The organism is Actinoplanes sp. NPDC051470, from assembly GCF_040682035.1.
In the GTDB taxonomy this organism is placed as follows: Bacteria; Actinomycetota; Actinomycetes; order Mycobacteriales; family Micromonosporaceae; genus Actinoplanes.
On the sequence record NZ_JBFBAA010000003.1, the window covers coordinates 157,758 to 174,105 of the forward strand.

The window sequence follows — 16,348 nt, forward strand, 5'->3', positions numbered from 1 at the left end:
CTGCTCATCATCGATTTTCCACCGCTACGCGGCCTCATCGGCTCTGCACCGCTACGCGACCTCATCGGCTCTCCACGGCTTCGCACACGAAGTCGACCAGCGCCTCGTCGCCGTCCCGGCGTCCGTAGGCCGCGGCGGCCTGGCCCATCGCCCGCAGCCGCCCCGGGTCGCGCAGCAGCGGGATCACCGTACGCTCGACCCAGTCCGGGGTCAGCTCGGCGTCTTCGACCATCAGGCCGCCGCCCGCCTCGACCACCGGCAACGCGTTGCGTTTCTGTTCGCCGTTGCCCCACGGCAGCGGCACGTAGATCGACGGCACCCCGACCGCCGTGGTCTCGGCGACCGTCATCGCGCCGCCCCGGCAGACGATCAGGTCGGCGACCGCGTACCCGAGCTGCATGTCGGACAGGTAGGGCACCACCACATAGGGCGCCGGCAGCCCCGGTGGCACCTCGAACGGGTCGCGGCGGCCACCCTGGACGTGCAGCACCTGGACGCCGGCGTGGGTCAGCGCCTTGGCCGCGCCGGAGACCGCGTCGTTGATCGAGCCGGCCCCCTGGGACGCGCCGAAGACGAACAGCACCGGCAGGTCGGGGCGCAGGCCGAAGTGGGCCAGCGCCTGCGGACGAATCGCGGCGCGGTCCATCCGGGAGATCGAGGTGCGGATCGGTACGCCCACCACGCGAGCATCCCGCAGCGCCTCGGACTGCTGGGGCTGGTGCGGGAAGCCGACGGCCACATTCTTGGTGAACTTCATGCCGAGCTTGTTGGCCACGCCCGGTGGCACGTTCACCTCGTGGATCACCATCGGCAGCTCGCGACGCCAGCCCGCCAGGTAGGCCGGCACCGACACGTAGCCGCCGAAGCCGACGATCACATCGGCCTTGACCTCGTCGATCACCTTGCCGGCGGCGTGCGCCGACTTCCACATCCGGTCGGGGGTGCGGATCAGGTTCATGTTCAGCGACCGCGGCAGCTGGTGCACGGGGATGATGCGCAGGTCGTACCCGGCGGCCGGGATGATCTCGCGTTCCATCCCCTTCTCGCCGCCCAGGGCGGTGATCTGCACCTGCGGGAAGGCCCGGCGTAACGCGTCGGCGAAGGCGAGCAGCGGGTAGATGTGACCACCGGTGCCTCCGCCGGCGACCACGACCGACCGCAGCGAGACCATCACCGTCTCCTTTCACTCCCCGCCTTCACCGGAGCCTTCTTCTGAAGGGGCCGCCGCGGCGGGGGGAGCGGCGGCAGCGGGGCCCAGACTAGCCGTACCCATCTCGACGGCGGACGGGCGTTCAGGGCCCGGGCCGCGTCCGGCTCGGCGCGGGCGAACGAGGCGAGGATGCCGATGGCGGCCAGCGTGACGACCAGGGCGCTACCGCCGGCCGAGATGAACGGCAGCGGCAGGCCGGTGATCGGCAGCAGGCCGACCACGCCGCCGATGTTGATCACGGCCTGGGCCACCAGCCAGGTGGTGATGCCGGTCGCGGCCAGCCGGCGGAACGGGTCGTCGACCCGGCGGGCGATCCGGAAGCCGGTGTACGCGAGCACGGAGAGCAGCGCCAGCACCACGAAGCAGCCGACCACGCCCAGCTCCTCGGCGAAGATCGCGAAGATGAAGTCGTTGTCCGACTGGGGCAGCCAGTCCCACTTGAGCGCGCTCTTGCCCAGCCCGACGCCGAACCAACCGCCCTCGTAGATCGCCGACCGGGCCTGCATGAGCTGGTAGCAGGGGCCCTGGCTGCAGTCCGGGGGCGGGGAGATGAACGAGGTGACCCGTTCCAGGCGGTAGTTGTCCTGGCCGACCGCGCCGGAACCGGCGCCCCGGGACGCGGCCGCGATCAGCAGCCCGATGCCGGAGAGCCCGAGCACACCGAGCGCGGCGAAGATCCGCAGCCGGACCCCGGCCGCCCAGAGCAGCCCGACGATCAGCGCCAGCAGCACCAGCATGGTGCCCAGGTCGTTGTAGCCGACCAGGACGAAGAGCAGGCCGACCATCGGGAACAGCGGCATCGCCAGCTCACGCCAGTGGCCGAGCGCGGCGCCCTTGCGGGCGATGATGTCCGCGCCCCACAGCACCACGCCCAGCTTGGCCAGCTCGGAGGGCTGGATGCCGATCGGCCCGATGTAGAGCCAGAGCAGCTGCGCCTCGAACGGCCCGACCTTGGCCGACTCCACGACGCCGGCCGACTCCAGCAGCACCAGCAGGTCGAGCAGCGCGAGCAGGGCGACCGCCCCGCCCAGCACGTACTTGGCCAGCGATCGCAGCGTTCCGGCGGGCAGCCGCTGGCACACCCAGAACGCGAGCAGGCCCAGCGCGGCGAAGATCGCCTGGTTACGGATCGCGCTGAAGGCGTTGCCGTGCTCCGAGTACGCCTTCACGCTGGTCGCCGAGAAGACCATGGTCAGGCCGATCAGCAGCAGCAGGCCACTGCTCGCGGTCAACAGGTAGTACGAGGACAGCGGCCGGGCCAGCAACCCGTGGATCGCGGGCAGGTACTGCCGGCTGAGCGACTGCCTCGACGTCCTCTGGTCCTCCCCCATGAGAAACATCATCGCTTTTGTCGGCGTCCCCGGGGCTCACCCGGGGCGCGTGTCGCGCCGCGACTTAGCGCACGTCTATCCCATCACCGCGAGGAAGTCGGAGTAGAAGAGCCCGAGACCGACCGCCACGCAGAGGCCGGCCACGATCCAGAACCGCACCACGATGTTGACCTCGCTCCAGCCGGCCAGCTCGAAGTGGTGCTGCAGCGGTGACATCCGGAAGACCCGCTTGCCGGTGGTCTTGAACGAGATGATCTGGATCACCACGGACATCGTGATGATCACGAAGAGCCCGCCGATGATGATCGAGAGCAGGGTCGTCCGGGTGGCCATGGCCAGACCGCCGATCAGGCCGCCCAGGCCGAGCGCGCCGGTGTCGCCCATGAAGATCCGGGCCGGGTTGGTGTTCCACCACAGGAAGCCGACACACGCCGCCGCGGCCGCCGCGGCGATCATCGTGACCTCCAAGGGGTCACGCACCTCGTAGCAGTAGGCGGCGACCCGCTGGTAGTTGGTGTCACCGCACCAGTGCCGGTACTGCCAGAACCCGATCAGGCTGTACGCGCCGAGCACCGCGATCGAGGCGCCGGTGGCCAGCCCGTCCAGGCCGTCGGTGAGGTTCACGCCGTTCGACATCGACATGATCACGAAGACGAAGACCAGCACCGAGCCGACCTTGCCGACGTCCAGCCAGCTGATGTCCCGGATGAACGAGATGCTCTCGCTGGCCACCGTCTGCCCGTTGGTGCTGGGCACGTAGAGCGCCGCGACACCGAAGCCGACGCCGACGACCAGCTGGCCGACCAGCTTGCCCCGGGCGCTCAGCCCGCCGGAGTGCGCCTTGCGGACCTTGAGGAAGTCGTCCAGGAAGCCGACCGCGCCGCAGAACACGAACAGGCCGAGCAGGACCAGCGCGGTCATGGTCGGCTTCTCCTGGGCGATCTGCCGCTCGGGCAGCGTGGTGAGCGCCAGGTGCCCGGCCGCGTACGAGATCACGGTGGCCACGATGAAGGCCACCCCGCCCATCGTGGGCGTGCCCTTCTTGCCCTGGTGGGACTGCGGGCCCAGGGTACGGATCGGCTGTCCCGCCTTGAGCGCGGTGAACACCCGGATGGCGATCGGGGTGCCGAACAGCGAGATGATGAACGCGACCGCGGCCGCGACGATGACTGCCCTCACGGGCGAACCCCCTCGGGCCGCAGTGCGTCCACCACGTCCCACGTCCGGTAACGAGAAGCCTTGACCAGGAAGACGTCGCCCGGCTCGGGGCGCAGCAGCGCGATCGCGGCCCGTTGGTCGGCGGCGAACTCGGCCGAGCCGGTCCAGCCCGGCACCTCGGCGGCGCCGTCCAGCACCGGCCGGGCCTCCTCGCTCACCGCGATCAGCCGGTCCACGCCCAGCTCGGCGGCCAGCCGGCCGACCTCGCGGTGCCCGGCGACCTCCTCGTCGCCCAGCTCGGCCATGTAACCGAGCACGGCCACCGTGCGGCGGCCGGCGCCGAGGGTGGCCAGCGACCGCAGGGCGGCCACGGTCGACGACGTGTTCGCGTTGTACGTGTCGTCGATGACGGTCACGCCGTCCGGCCGGTCGAAGACGTCCATCCGCCGTTCCGACTTGATGGTCACCTCGCCCAGGGCGGCGGCCGCGTCGGCGACCGGCATCCCGGCGGCGACCGCCACGGCGGCCGCGGCGAGCGTGTTGGACACCTGGTGCCGCCCGGTGACCCGCAACCGCACGGGGTGGCCGGCCAGCGTGTAGGAGGCGTGGTCGCGCTCGTCGACCCGCACGTCGGAAGCATCCGCCTCGCCGAAGAAGACCACGCGGGCCTGGGTCCGCACGGCCATCGCGGCCACCAGCGGGTCGTCGGCGTTCAGGATCGCCACGCCGTCCGCGGGCAGCGCCTCGATCAGCTCGCCCTTGGCGATCGCGGTCTGCTCCTTCGAGCCGAACTTGCCGATGTGCGCGGCGCCGACGTTGAGCACCACGCCGATCCGCGGCGGCGCGATCTCGGCCAGGTGCCGGATGTGCCCGACCTGCCGCGCGCCCATCTCGAGCACCAGGAAGCGGGTGCTCGCGGTCGCCTTCAGCGCCGTGTACGGGTGGCCGAGCTCGTTGTTCAGCGACCCCGGCGGCGCGATCGTCTCGCCCAGCCGGCTCAGCAGCTGGCCGATGTAGTCCTTGGTGGTGGTCTTGCCGGACGAGCCGGTCAGCCCGACCACGGTCAGGTCGGGCAGCCGGTCCAGCGAGAACCGGGCCAGCCGGGCCAGCGCCTCGATCTGGTCGGTCACCACGACGCCGGGCTGCCCGGTGTCCCGGGCGCCGAGCACGCCCGCCGCGCCCGAGGCGATCGCCGCGCCGGCGAACTCGTGGCCGTCCACCTTCTCGCCGTCGAAGGCCACGAACAGCCCGCCGGCCAGCGGGCGCCGGTTGTCGAACTCCACCGGGCCGTCCACGACGGTCTCCGGCCCGGCGTTCACCAGCCGGCCGCCGACGACCTCGGCGATCTCACCCAACGTCGTACGGATCATGCGGCACCGCCGTGCGCGGTGAGAGCCGCGGTCAGTTCCACCCGGTCGTCGAACGGCAGCATCTCGCCGCCCACCTCCTGGCCACGCTCGTGTCCCTTGCCCAGCACGGCCACCACGTCGCCGGGGGCGGCCATCCGGACCGCCTCGTCGATGGCGGCCCGCCGGCCGGCCACCTCGATGATCTTCGCCGGCGCCCCGGCCGCCTCGGCGCCGCTCCGGACCGCGGCCCGGATCGCCGCCGGGTCCTCGGTGCGGGGGTTGTCGTCGGTCACCACGACCAGGTCGGCGCCCCGGGCCGCCGCGGCGCCCATCACCGGCCGCTTGCCCAGGTCGCGGTCGCCGCCGGCGCCGATCACGCAGAGCAACCGGCCGCCGCGGGCGGTGGCCAGCTCGCGGAGGGCGGCCAGGGCGGCCACGATCGCGTCCGGCTTGTGCGCGTAGTCGACGACGCCGAGCACCTCGCCGGGCGCGTCGACCTGTTCCAGCCGGCCGGGCACCCCGGGGCAGGCGGCGACGCCGCGCGCGGCGGTGACCGGGTCGACGCCGGCCGCGGTCAGCGCGGCCAGGGCGAGCAGCGCGTTGGCCACGTTGTGCCGGCCGGGCAGGGCGACCCCGGCCTCGACCGGGCCGGACGGGCCGTGGGCGGTGAAGCGCTGGCCGTACGCGGAGGGCCGGATCTCGCTCGCCCACCAGGACGCGCCGGTGTCGCCGTCGGCCGAGTAGGTCAGCGTGGCCGGCTTGATCAGCCCGGTCAGCGCCTTGTCGTCGAGGTTGAGCACCTCGGACCGGCAGCGGCCGTCGAAGAGCTTGGCCTTGGCCGCGAAGTAGTCGTCGGCGTCGGCGTGGAAGTCGAGGTGGTCGAGGCCGAAGTTGGTCCAGCCGCCGACCTCGAACCGCACCCCGCCGACCCGGCCCATCGCCAGCGCGTGGCTGGACACCTCCATGACCACCGCGGTGACGCCCTGCTCGATCGCCGCGGCCAGCAGCGCGTGCAGGTCGGTGGCCTCGGGCGTGGTCCGGACACTGTCGACGACGAGGTCGCCGAGCCGGGTCTCCACGGTGCCGATCAGGCCGGTGGTCAGCCCGGCGGCGCGCAGGCCGGACTCGATCAGATAGGCGGTCGAGGTCTTGCCCGCGGTGCCGGTGATGCCGATCATCGTCAGCCGCGCGGTCGGGTCGCCGTAGATCGCCGAGGCCGCCTCGCCGAGCACCGCGCGGGGGTCGGCGACGACCAGCACCGGCAGCCCGGCGGCGACCGCGGCGGCACGGCCGGCCGGGTCGGTGAGCACCGCGACGGCGCCCGCCCCGGCGGCCGCCGCGACGAACTCCGCGCCGTGCCGGTTGGCCCCGGGCAGGGCCGCGTAGAGATCGCCGGGACGCACCTCACGACTGGCGTGGGTGATGCCGGTGATCTCTTGATCGCTGCCCGTGAAATCGGCCTTGAGCAGGGTTGCGAGCGCGGCCAGCCGATGTGGCGGGACACTCTGGGGGCGGGGAATGCCGGGCACGGCGTCAGACCCTACCCGGCGTCAGGGATACAGCTTGAACTTGGGCGGCTTGGTCGCCGAGAAAGGCACCTTGTAATGCAGCAACGTCGTCTTCATCATCTCGCTGAAGGCCGGCGCGGCCACGAAACCGCCCGATCCGGTGGGCACGTCGGCGAAGACGCCGATCACGTAGCGCGGGTTGTCGGCCGGCGCCATGCCGATGAACGACCCGGCGCTGTAGCTGGTGTACCGGCCGTCGATCAGCCGCTTGCCGGTGCCGGTCTTGCCCGCCACCAGCCAGCCGTCGACCTGGGCGTTCCGGCCCGTGCCGCCCTTGCTGTAGACCGGTGACTCGAGGAGCCGGCGCAGCTGCTGTGCCACCTCCGGGCGGAGCACCTGGTGGGTGGCCGCGGCCGGGGCGGCGACCGGCGGACCCTCGTACGGGAGGGTCGCCTTGATCAGGTGCGGCTGGATGTAGGTGCCGTCGTTGGCGATCGCGGCGTAGGCGGCGGACATCTGGAGCAGCGTGGCGTCGACGCTGTGCCCGACCGGGATCGACCCGGAGGCCGAACCGCTCCACTCGTCGGGCGCCAGCAGCCGGCCCCCGGCCTCGCCCGGCATGCCCTCGCCGGTGGCCCGGCCCAGGCCGAACTTCTGCTGGTACTCATACAGCTTCTCGGGTCCGAGCCGGTCGGCGATCAGGATGGTGCCGACGTTGGACGAGTAGGCGAGCAGGCCCGCCATCGTCACCCTGGTGCCCGCTTCCTGCCGGTGCGAGTCGGCGAACACCTTCCCGCCACGCCGCAGGCTCGGACCGATGACCTGGCTCGAGTCCGGGGTGATCAGCCCCTCCTGGAGCGCCGCGCCGAAGACGAGGGCCTTGTGGGTCGAGCCGGGGTCGGCGATCACGCTGGTGACCACGTCCTCCCGGTCGACCGCCTTGGCGTCGAACGGCTTCTGCGCGTTGTACGGCGGGTAGCTCGCCTGGGCCAGCACCTCGCCGGTCTTGGTGTCGATCACCACGGCGCCGCCGACCTTGGCGTTGACCGAGGCCATCTGCTTGGCCAGGATCCGCTGCACCTCGAACTGGAGGTCACGGTCGATGGTCAGCTGGAGCGAGGTGCCGGGCGAGGCCGGCACCAGCTTGTGGAAGCCGCCCGGGATCTCCTTGTCCAGGTCGCCGCGCCCGACCTCGTACACGCGCTTGCCGTCGGTGCCGCGCAGCAACTCGTCGTAGCGCGCCTCCAGCCCCTCCAGCCCGGTGTGCTCCTCGCCGGTGAAGCCGATCAGGTTGGCGGCCAGGTCGGCGCCGGGCACGTCGCGGCGCTCGTCGCGGTCCTCGCGGATGCCCTTGAGGTTCATCTTGGCGATCTTCTCGGCCACCGGCAGGTCGACGCCGCGGGCCAGGTAGACGAACCGCACCGGGCCGCCGCCGGGCTGCTTCTTCTTCCGCATCAGCGCGACCAGCTTGGACGGCGCGATGCCGAGCAGCGGGGACAGCTCGGCCGCGACCTGCGCCGCGTTCTCCACCAGTTCCGGGTCGGCGTAGATGTAGCGGGCCTCGACGCTGCGCGCGAGCTCGGCGCCGTCGCGGTCCAGGATGCTACCGCGCGGCGCCGGGAGCAGCACCGTGGCCAGCCGGTCCTGGCGCTGCTTGAGCAGTTGCTGCACGCTCTCCGGCGACTCCACCGCCTGGAGCACGACCAGCCGCACGCCGATCGTGGCGAACAGGGCGAGCGCCAGCACGGTGCCCAGCCGCAGCCGGCGGGTGCTGTTGGCCAGCTTGGGCGGCTCGGACGGGACGGCCGGGGCGGGACGCCGCGGCGGTGGCCGGCGGTTCGGCGGAGCCGCGGCCTTGGCGGGTCGCGCGCCGGCCGTCCGTCGTGGTGCGGGTGGGACGGCGACCTTGCGGTCCCGGGTGCCACGACCGGTTGCCTCGGTACGCGTACGCCCGGCGCCCGCCGTCGTCCGCTTGCGGGGAGCCGCCTTCGCGGGCGTCTCCTCCTCGGGCTCCTCGGGCTCCTCGGGCGCGGGCCGGCGGTCCCGGGGCTTGCCGCCCTCGAGCAGCTGGAGCGCGGGACGGAACGGATCGGTGGTGCGCCCGGCGCGGGGCGATCGGGTGCGCTGGTCGCGCTCGGCCACGGTACGCCCGCGCGGGGTGTACGCCCGGGCCTCGCCGATGCCACCGAACCCGCGCCGGCCGTCCTCGTCGCCGGGCGGAACGTCACGGGACGCACCGCGCCGGGGCTGCTGACCCCGGCGCGGTGGCTCGTCCTTCTTCGGCGGCACGGCGGCTACCGCCCGGTGCCCGGCGCCGCGTCGACCGGCGCCGAGCCGGCCGGTGCGTGGCCGGCCGCGGCGTCCGCCTGGTCCTGCGCGGTCACCGACTTCTTGCCCTGGCCCGGCACGGCCACCCCGATGATCTGGCCGTCCGGCAGCCGGATGTAGGCCGGCTCGCCCTTGACCAGACCGGCCCGCTTGGCCGCCGCGTCCAGGTTGCCCGCGCTCTCGTAGTCGGCGAGCTGGTTCTCCAGCTGCTGCTGCCGCTTGTCCAGGTTGCGCTGCTCGTCCTCGAGCCGGCTCAGCTCGAACGAGTTCTCCATCGTCTTGGTGTTGACCAGCAGGATGCCCAGCACCCCGGCCACCACCAGCACGATGACCAGCGCGATGAACGGCGTGCGGGGCGCCCGGATCGCGGCCGGCGGCGCGACCCGCAGCCGCGGCGCCGGGCTGTCCGGCCGGCCCTTGACGCGCGACCGCTCGGCCGGCGCCGGGTCCAGCCGCAGCGCGGCCGTGCCCTCGGTGCGGGCTTCCTGAGTCGTCCGGGTCACCTTGGCCGGATGCCGGCGCGCACCGGTCGTTGCGTTCTGTTCCGCGGTCCGGCCCCCCGACCGCGGCGCGTACGTACGCTCGCTCATGACCCCTCCCCCTCCGTGCGTTCCCCCGGGCGTCGCCGCCCTCTTCCCCCGTGTGGTGCGGACAGCCGGGGCCGCTCGCGGCCGGCACCCGGTGCCTGGTTCTGTTCGACGCGCTCCACCGCTCGCAACCTCACCGAGGCCGCTCGCGGGTTCGCTGCCACTTCCGCATCGCTCGGCGGCTCCGACCCCTTCGTCAGGAGACGCACTGTCGGACCGGTTCCGGGCAACTCGACCGGCAGGTCGAGCGGTCCGGTGCTGCGCGCCCTCGCGGCGATGGCGCGCTTGACGATCCGGTCTTCCAACGATTGGTAGCTCATCACCACAAGGCGCCCTTTCGGCGCCAATGCGTCCAAAGCCGATGGCACCGCGGACTCGACCGCGGCGAGTTCGCCATTTACCTCAATACGTAGCGCTTGAAACGTTCTTTTGGCGGGATTTCCACCCGTTCGTCGCGCGGCGGCCGGGATGGCCGCTTTGACCAGGTCGGCGAGCCGGCTCGTGGACGTGATCCGCCCCTGATCCCGCTCCTTGACGATCGCCGAGACGATCCGCGAGGCGAACTTCTCCTCGCCGTAGGTCCGTAGCACCCGGACCAGGTCGCCCGGCTGGTAGCCGTTCACGACCTCTTCGGCCGTGATCCCCCGCGACTGGTCCATGCGCATGTCCAGCGGTGCGTCCTGCGCGTAGGCGAACCCCCGGTCGGGCTCGTCCAGTTGCAGCGATGACACACCCAGGTCGAACAGGCCACTGTGGAACGCCTCGTGGCCCAGCCCCGCCAGCACCGACGGCAACTCGTCGTAGACCGCGTGCACCAGGTGCGTACGGTCCGCGAAGCGGGCCAGCCGTCGCCCGCTGTGCGCCAGCGCTTCCGGATCCCGGTCGAGCCCGATGAGGACCACGTCCGGGAAACGCTCGAGCACCGCCTCGGCGTGACCGCCGAGACCCAGAGTGAAGTCGACGTGCACGGCGTCCGGCAGACCCAGCGCGGGAGCGAGCAGCTCGAGACAGCGCTCGAGCAGCACCGGCACATGCGTGCCACGTTGCTCCCCCACGTCGACCCCCAGTCGCCAGGCTTCGTGCGTCACCCGGTCCGACCGGACGTCGAATCCGTACCGCCAGATCCCCATCCGCTCGTGCCCGCTGCCGGCGGGCGTCGCGCCTGGCGCCGGGGAAGAGGCGCCAGGAACTCAAGCGGCTGGAGATCTCGCAGTACGGGCGGCAGCGACGTCTTGTCCATCTCGTCCGTGTCACGCCGTCACAGTCCGCCGGGCAGCACCCCCTCCTCGATGTCGGCGAAGTCGTCCTCGCTCGACGAGAGGTAGTCCTCCCAGGACTGCTTGTCCCAGATCTCCACCCGCGTGCTCGCCCCGATCACGACCAGCTCACGGTCGAGGCCCGCGTACTCCCGCAGGTGTGCCGGGATGGTGACCCGGCCCTGCTTGTCGGGGACCTCGTCATGTGCGCTGGCGAAGAACACCCGGCTGTAGGCCCGGGCGGCCTTGTGGGTGACCGGCTGCTCGCGCAGCTGCCCCGCGATGCGCTGGAACTCCGGCATCGGGAACACGTACAGGCAACGCTCCTGCCCCTTGGTGATCACGACACCTCCCGCCAGCTCGTCCCGGAACTTCGCCGGAAGGATCAACCGGCCCTTCTCGTCCAGGCGTGGGGTATGCGTGCCGAGAAACATCGGCCAACCCCCCTACGCCCTGCCGGCGGTTCGCGGTCCGCCGTGTCGAATCGGGCCGGCAGGTCCCCCCTGCCACTGCGCTCCACTCTACTCCACTTCCCTCCACCCGCAACCGGAATCGTGCCGTCCATGAACCGGATTCGCAGACGAAAGCGCAGGTAGACGCGGTGGAGTGCCAGTGGAGGGCGAAGGCCTGATCATGGCGTCCGCTTTCCGACATGCCGCCCAGGTGGGCACGAAAAACTGCCCGGATCCGCGGTATCAGCGGCGCCGGGCGTGGATGTGGAGCGGAGTGGAGGAGATGCGGGGAGGGTGGTGGAGCAAGCACAGACGCCGGCGGGGTGCGACCCAGGAACCCCGGGTCGCACCCCGCCGGTGCGAAAGTGGTTACGCCTTACTTACTGCGGTCCTGAACTCAGACCAGGCGGCGGACCACGTAGTTGCCGCTGATCATCTTGCGCTTCGAGACCCGGGCGCCGGAGTGCGGCGAGTCCCAGATCTTGTTGGCGCCCGCGTACACCGCGGCGTGGTAGCCGTAGGAGCCGGAGCGGAAGATGATCAGATCGCCGGGCTGCCGGCTGCCCTTGCTGACCGACCTGCCGTACTTCTGCTGCGAGTTGGCCTTGTGGGGCAGCTTGCGACCGGTGGTCTTCTTGTAGACGTACAGCGTGAAGCCGGAGCAGTCGAAGCGCTTGGGACCCGCCGCGCCGTACTTGTACAGCGCTCCCTTGTGCCTCGCGGCCTCCGCCAGGACCATGGCGCCCTTGTTCGTCACCGACACCGACGAGTTGTTCCGGCTGACCGCCGCGCGCACTCCGCCGCCGCCGAGGAAGACGGTGCGGTAGGTGCCGGAGACCAGGGGCTTGAACGAGAAGGTGTAGGCGCCCGACTTCAGGATGGTCCGGGTCTGCCACGTCTGCCACTTGCCGCTGCGGAGCGCCTGCAGGCGCACCATGCCGCTCGTGACCTTCTTGCCGGTGCTCGGGTTGGCCACGAACGTCGTGATCCGGATCGAGGCGCCGTACTTCACCGATTTCGCGCTGGCCTTCTGGGTGACCTTGGCCAGCGGCCGCATCGCGGCGGCGGTGACGACCGGGGTGGCCGCGACCGCCGGCTGCGTGGCCACGATCTGGCCGGCGCCGAGGCAGATACCCAGGGACAGGGCGATGCTGCCGGTGCCGAGGGTGCGGCGCCGGCTCGAGGTGCTTTGTTGCACGGTAGAGAGATCCCTCCGGCACGCCTGCGAGGTTAGCTGTCGGGTTCGGGCGGGAAGGTGTGCCCGGCCGCCGTGGCGGCTTCACCCCAAGACCGTGTCGTACGGCCTGAGCCCTCAGGTCACCGCCGGTAGTGACGGTGCCTTCGCGAGGACCCGATTGGGTCCCCCGTCTCTGCCCCTCGTCGCCTTGTGTGGATGTTCTCGAACTCGGGTCGTGGAATCGGGCCGGGGCAGAGCTCGGCGTTGACCCGCGTGTCCACGAACTGCGGGCGGTCGCCGGCAGCCAGACCTTGATAACCGAATTTCCGTACGGTTGCAGATCGTGACTGGCCACGGAGAGTAATTGGCATGTGCGCCGATGTCCGGTTTGGACATCGCTCAAGACAAATGCCACTGCGGTACGCAGTGCGGTGATCACCGAACGTCGAAGGTAACGGGTGAGTCTCGCCACACAATTAACAAACTTTCGAATGATCTTGAGGACCGCGATTTCCGGTATGACCGTCCCGCCGGCAGCCACCGGGCGGCCGGATCGACGCTCTGTCCGGTTCGGGTACTGTCGCCACCGTGACGGACGGGAAGATGCCCATGCGCGCGAAGGTGGCGAGCTCCGTCTCGCGCACCGCCGCTGCGATCTCCAGGGCCGCGGGACGCGGCGACGGCTCGGTCATCGGCGGCTGGATCGGTCTCAAGATCGACCCTGACCTGCTGAAGAACCTGGCCACCGGCCGGGCGATCGCGCTTGTCTCCGGCACCAACGGCAAGACCACCACCACCCGGCTCACCGCCGCCGCGCTGGGCGTGCTCGGCCCGGTGGCGACCAACTCGTTCGGCGCCAACATGCCCAGCGGGCACACCTCGGCCCTGGCCAAGGCCGGTGCCACGCCGTTCGCGGTGCTCGAGGTCGACGAGCACTACCTGGCCCGGGTGATCGACGAGACCACCCCGCGCGCGGTCGCGCTGCTCAACCTCAGCCGCGACCAGCTCGACCGGGCGAAGGAGGTGGCGATGATGGCGCAGCTGTGGCGGACCGCGCTGGCCGACCACCCCGACATCCGGGTGATCGCCAACGCCGACGACCCGATGGTGGTCTGGTCGGCCGTCGGCAGCCCCAACGTCACGTGGTTCAGCGCCGGCCAGCGGTGGCACGACGACTCCTGGGTCTGCCCCGAGTGCGGCTCGTCGATCGAGCGCCGCGAGGGCGAGTGGTGGTGCGTCGGCTGCCCGCTGCGCCGGCCGCGGGCCCAGTGGGTGGTCGAGGACGAGGGCGTCACCGACCCGAACGGCGACTGGCACCTGGTCAAGCTCCAGCTGCCGGGCCGGGTCAACCTCGGCAACGCCGCCGCCGCCCTGGCCACCGCGGCCGAGTTCGGCGTCCGCGCGATCGAGGGCGTGCCCCGGCTGTCCTCGGTCACCTCGGTGGCCGGCCGGTACGCCCAGGTCGACCGCGACGGCCGCAACATCCGGCTGCTGCTGGCCAAGAACCCGGCGAGCTGGCTCGAGGCCTTCGACATGGCCGATGTGGCGCCGACCCTGCTCTCCATCAACGCCCGCGACCCCGACGGCCTGGACACCTCCTGGCTCTACGACGTCGACTTCGCACCGCTCCGTGACGGCCGGCCCGTGCTGATCACCGGCGACCGGGCCTACGACCTCGCGGTCCGCCTCACGGTGAACGGTGTGCCCTTCCGCCACGTAAAGACCTTCGACGAGGCGATCCAGGCATCTCCGCCCGGACGGCTCGAAGTGATCGCGAACTACACCGCCTTCCAGGACATCCGAGCGGAGCTGGACCGTGTCAACTGAAAGTGTTCTGCGGATCGTCTGGATCTATCCCGACCTGCTGTCCACCTACGGCGACCGCGGGAACATGCTGATCCTGGCCCACCGGGCGGCCCTGCGCGGCATCCCGGCCGAGACCCACGAGGTCCGCTCCGACCAGCCGATGCCCTCCACCGCCGACATCTACCTGATCGGCGGCGGGGAAGACGGCCCGCAGGCGCTGGCGGCCCAGCGGCTGATCGCCGACGGCGGCATCCACCGGGCGGTCGGCCAGGGCGCGGCGGTGCTGGCCATCTGTGCCGGTTATCAGCTCTTCGGGCACTCTTTCTTCGCCAAGGGGGCCAAGTTCGCCGGCCTGGGCCTGCTCGACCTGGAGTCGAACCGGGGCGAGACGCGGGCCGTCGGCGAGCTCCGGGGCGACATCGACCCGCGGCTCGGGCTGCCGCCGCTGACCGGTTTCGAGAACCACGGCGGGCGTACCCACCTGGGGCCGGACGTTTCGCCGCTGGCCCACGTGACCGCCGGCATCGGCAACGACGGGCAGACCGAGGGCGCCTGGCACGGCAAGATCCTCGGCTCCTACAGCCATGGCCCGGCGCTGGCCCGCAACCCAGCGATAGCCGATCTGCTACTGCGTTGGGCGACGGGCGCGGATAGTCTTGCCCCCGTCGACGATGCCTGGGCCGAGGCGCTCAGGTCCGAGCGACTCACCGCAGCAAGCGTCTGACCAGCCGAAACAGCCCGACGACACCAGGAGCGGTAAGCCTTTATGACTGACACCCTGATCGCCCCGAAGGCCATCACCTCCGCGGACCCTCAGGCTGCCTCTCCCCTGGCTGCAACCGCTACCGAGGGCGCTCCGGCCCCGGTCACCTGGCGGCGCCGGCTGGTCCGCTTCGGCACGCTGGGCCTGGTCGTGGCCGGCCTGGCCGTGGCCGCCGCGGTGCTGCCGCTGCGTGACATCGCCGCCTCGGTCGCCGGGCTGGGCCCGGTCGCCGCGGTCGGCGTGGCCGTGATCGGCGGCCTGCTGCTCTCCGTGCTGGTGCCCCGCACGGCCATCACGCTGGCCAGCGGCGCGCTGCTCGGCGCGGCCACCGGCGCCGCGGCCGCCCTCGCCGCCGCGGTGATCGCCGCCGCCGCCACCTACTACGCCGGGCGCTGGGCCGGCCGGGGCGCGCTCGGCGCCAAGGCCGACGGCCGGATGAAGCGCCTGGACGGCTGGCTCAACCGCCGCGGGCTGGCCGCGGTGCTGCTGGTGCGGTTCCTCCCGCTCGCGCCGTTCGGCCTGATCGGCTACGCGTACGGCACCACCAGCGTCTGCCGCAAGCGCTACCTGCTGGGCACCACGCTCGCGTCGATCCCGTCCGCGGTGTCGTACGCGGTCATCGGCGCCGCCGTCACCGCCCCCGGCTCGCTCAACCCGATGTCGCTGGCCCCGGCGCTGATCGGCTTCACCCTGACCACGACGATCGTGGTCCGCTGGCGCCGGGCCGCCCGCCGCGACGCCGCCCTGGCCGCCGCCACCGCCTGATCTCTGGCACTGTGGGCGGATGAATTTCCGCCATGCCTACCGCGCCGCCGCGGTCTCCTTCGCGGACCTGGTCAGCCGGGTCCCGGTCGACCGCTGGCACGTTCCCGCCCTCGGCGACTGGAGCCTGCTCGACCTGGTCGGTCACGTCGCCACCGAACTGCGCGACGTGCCCGAGGTGCTCGGCGCCCCGGCCGGCCAGGTCGAGATCCCGTCGACCGAGGCGTACTGGGCCTTCGCCCGGGTCGCGCCGGTCGACGTGGTGGCCAAGGCGCACGCCGAGTCGGGCCGGTCCGCCCGGGAGGCCGGCAAGGCGCTCGGCGGCGATCCGGCGGGCGCCGTGAACGAGCTCATCGGCCGGGCCACCCAGACCCTCGCCGCGGCCAAGGACGACGACGTCGTGACGACCGCGGCCGGCGGCATGCGCGTGCAGGACTGGGTGCCGACCCGGACATTCGAGCTGGTCGTCCATGGTCAGGACGTGGCCGCGGCGGCCGGGGTGGAGTTCTCGCCCGGCCTCGACGCGATGGCCGAGGCGGTCACCCAGGCGACCTTCGTGGCCGTCGCCGTGGGTGACGGCCCGCTCCTGCTGCGAGCGCTGACCGGACGCGCCGCGCTCCCCGACCGGTACTCGATCATCGGCTGAACCGCCAGTGGTGGC

14 protein-coding genes and 1 riboswitch are annotated in these 16,348 nt (G+C 71.9%); of the genes, 4 read left to right on the plus strand and 10 right to left on the minus strand.

What is annotated here, in order from left to right:
• Window positions 1-61: 61 nt before the first annotated feature.
• From murG to AB0M54_RS07910, 10 genes are all read right to left on the minus strand, one after another.
• Window positions 62-1,171, minus strand: coding sequence for an undecaprenyldiphospho-muramoylpentapeptide beta-N-acetylglucosaminyltransferase (murG, locus tag AB0M54_RS07865; RefSeq protein WP_364325467.1), 1,110 nt, complete (start codon window positions 1,169-1,171; stop codon window positions 62-64).
• Window positions 1,171-2,541 (minus strand): putative peptidoglycan glycosyltransferase FtsW, encoded by a 1,371-nt coding sequence (locus AB0M54_RS07870; RefSeq protein ID WP_364325470.1) that lies wholly within the window; start codon window positions 2,539-2,541, stop codon window positions 1,171-1,173. The genes murG and AB0M54_RS07870 overlap by 1 nt, the downstream gene beginning before the upstream one ends.
• A gap of 75 nt (window positions 2,542-2,616) precedes the next feature.
• Window positions 2,617-3,720, minus strand: coding sequence for a phospho-N-acetylmuramoyl-pentapeptide-transferase (gene mraY / locus AB0M54_RS07875; protein ID WP_364325473.1), 1,104 nt, complete (start codon window positions 3,718-3,720; stop codon window positions 2,617-2,619).
• Window positions 3,717-5,069: a UDP-N-acetylmuramoyl-tripeptide--D-alanyl-D-alanine ligase gene (murF, locus tag AB0M54_RS07880; RefSeq protein ID WP_364469800.1), complete on the minus strand. Its 1,353-nt coding sequence runs from the start codon at window positions 5,067-5,069 to the stop codon at window positions 3,717-3,719. The genes mraY and murF overlap by 4 nt, the downstream gene beginning before the upstream one ends.
• The gene (locus tag AB0M54_RS07885) at window positions 5,066-6,577 is read right to left on the minus strand and encodes a UDP-N-acetylmuramoyl-L-alanyl-D-glutamate--2,6-diaminopimelate ligase (protein ID WP_364469802.1); all 1,512 of its coding nucleotides are present in this window, start codon (window positions 6,575-6,577) and stop codon (window positions 5,066-5,068) included. The genes murF and AB0M54_RS07885 overlap by 4 nt, the downstream gene beginning before the upstream one ends.
• Before the next feature lie 21 nt (window positions 6,578-6,598).
• Window positions 6,599-8,845 carry a penicillin-binding protein 2 gene (locus tag AB0M54_RS07890; protein ID WP_364469804.1) on the minus strand — a complete coding sequence of 749 codons (2,247 nt, stop codon included), beginning with the start codon at window positions 8,843-8,845 and terminating at the stop codon, window positions 6,599-6,601.
• A gap of 5 nt (window positions 8,846-8,850) precedes the next feature.
• Entirely contained in the window at window positions 8,851-9,474 is a 624-nt protein-coding gene (locus AB0M54_RS07895; protein ID WP_364325485.1) for a hypothetical protein, read from the minus strand.
• Complete coding sequence (gene rsmH / locus AB0M54_RS07900) at window positions 9,471-10,538, minus strand: 16S rRNA (cytosine(1402)-N(4))-methyltransferase RsmH (RefSeq protein ID WP_364325565.1); 1,068 nt, start codon at window positions 10,536-10,538, stop codon at window positions 9,471-9,473. Before rsmH ends, AB0M54_RS07895 begins: the two co-directional genes overlap by 4 nt.
• A gap of 191 nt (window positions 10,539-10,729) precedes the next feature.
• Window positions 10,730-11,161: a division/cell wall cluster transcriptional repressor MraZ gene (mraZ, locus tag AB0M54_RS07905; RefSeq protein ID WP_364325488.1), complete on the minus strand. Its 432-nt coding sequence runs from the start codon at window positions 11,159-11,161 to the stop codon at window positions 10,730-10,732.
• 415 nt (window positions 11,162-11,576) lie between these two features.
• Window positions 11,577-12,377: an NlpC/P60 family protein gene (locus tag AB0M54_RS07910; RefSeq protein WP_364325491.1), complete on the minus strand. Its 801-nt coding sequence runs from the start codon at window positions 12,375-12,377 to the stop codon at window positions 11,577-11,579.
• Between the two features lie 6 nt (window positions 12,378-12,383).
• Window positions 12,384-12,585: riboswitch (cyclic di-AMP (ydaO/yuaA leader) on the minus strand.
• Between the two features lie 374 nt (window positions 12,586-12,959).
• On the opposite strand from AB0M54_RS07910, the gene AB0M54_RS07915 reads away from it, so the two are divergent.
• Genes AB0M54_RS07915 through AB0M54_RS07930 form a run of 4 tightly spaced genes read left to right on the plus strand, consistent with a single transcriptional unit; the run spans window position 12,960 to window position 16,333 of the window.
• On the plus strand, window positions 12,960-14,183 hold the full coding sequence (locus tag AB0M54_RS07915) for a MurT ligase domain-containing protein (protein WP_364470043.1): 1,224 nt from the start codon (window positions 12,960-12,962) through the stop codon (window positions 14,181-14,183).
• Window positions 14,173-14,886, plus strand: coding sequence for a glutamine amidotransferase (locus AB0M54_RS07920; protein ID WP_364325494.1), 714 nt, complete (start codon window positions 14,173-14,175; stop codon window positions 14,884-14,886). The genes AB0M54_RS07915 and AB0M54_RS07920 overlap by 11 nt, the downstream gene beginning before the upstream one ends.
• A 42-nt stretch (window positions 14,887-14,928) precedes the next feature.
• On the plus strand, window positions 14,929-15,690 hold the full coding sequence (locus AB0M54_RS07925) for a VTT domain-containing protein (protein ID WP_364325497.1): 762 nt from the start codon (window positions 14,929-14,931) through the stop codon (window positions 15,688-15,690).
• Window positions 15,691-15,709: 19 nt separating this feature from the next.
• Window positions 15,710-16,333: a maleylpyruvate isomerase N-terminal domain-containing protein gene (locus AB0M54_RS07930; protein ID WP_364325500.1), complete on the plus strand. Its 624-nt coding sequence runs from the start codon at window positions 15,710-15,712 to the stop codon at window positions 16,331-16,333.
• Window positions 16,334-16,348 lie beyond the last annotated feature (15 nt).

Coding starts and splice junctions, on each gene's coding strand:
- mraZ (WP_364325488.1), bottom strand. CDS start 11,161: ATGTTTCTCGGCACGCATACCCCACGCCTGGACGAGAAGGGCCGGTTG.
- AB0M54_RS07870 (WP_364325470.1), bottom strand. CDS start 2,541: ATGGGGGAGGACCAGAGGACGTCGAGGCAGTCGCTCAGCCGGCAGTAC.
- AB0M54_RS07915 (WP_364470043.1), top strand. CDS start 12,960: ATGCCCATGCGCGCGAAGGTGGCGAGCTCCGTCTCGCGCACCGCCGCT.
- AB0M54_RS07930 (WP_364325500.1), top strand. CDS start 15,710: ATGAATTTCCGCCATGCCTACCGCGCCGCCGCGGTCTCCTTCGCGGAC.
- murF (WP_364469800.1), bottom strand. CDS start 5,069: ATGATCCGTACGACGTTGGGTGAGATCGCCGAGGTCGTCGGCGGCCGG.
- AB0M54_RS07925 (WP_364325497.1), top strand. CDS start 14,929: ATGACTGACACCCTGATCGCCCCGAAGGCCATCACCTCCGCGGACCCT.
- AB0M54_RS07895 (WP_364325485.1), bottom strand. CDS start 9,474: ATGAGCGAGCGTACGTACGCGCCGCGGTCGGGGGGCCGGACCGCGGAA.
- murG (WP_364325467.1), bottom strand. CDS start 1,171: ATGGTCTCGCTGCGGTCGGTCGTGGTCGCCGGCGGAGGCACCGGTGGT.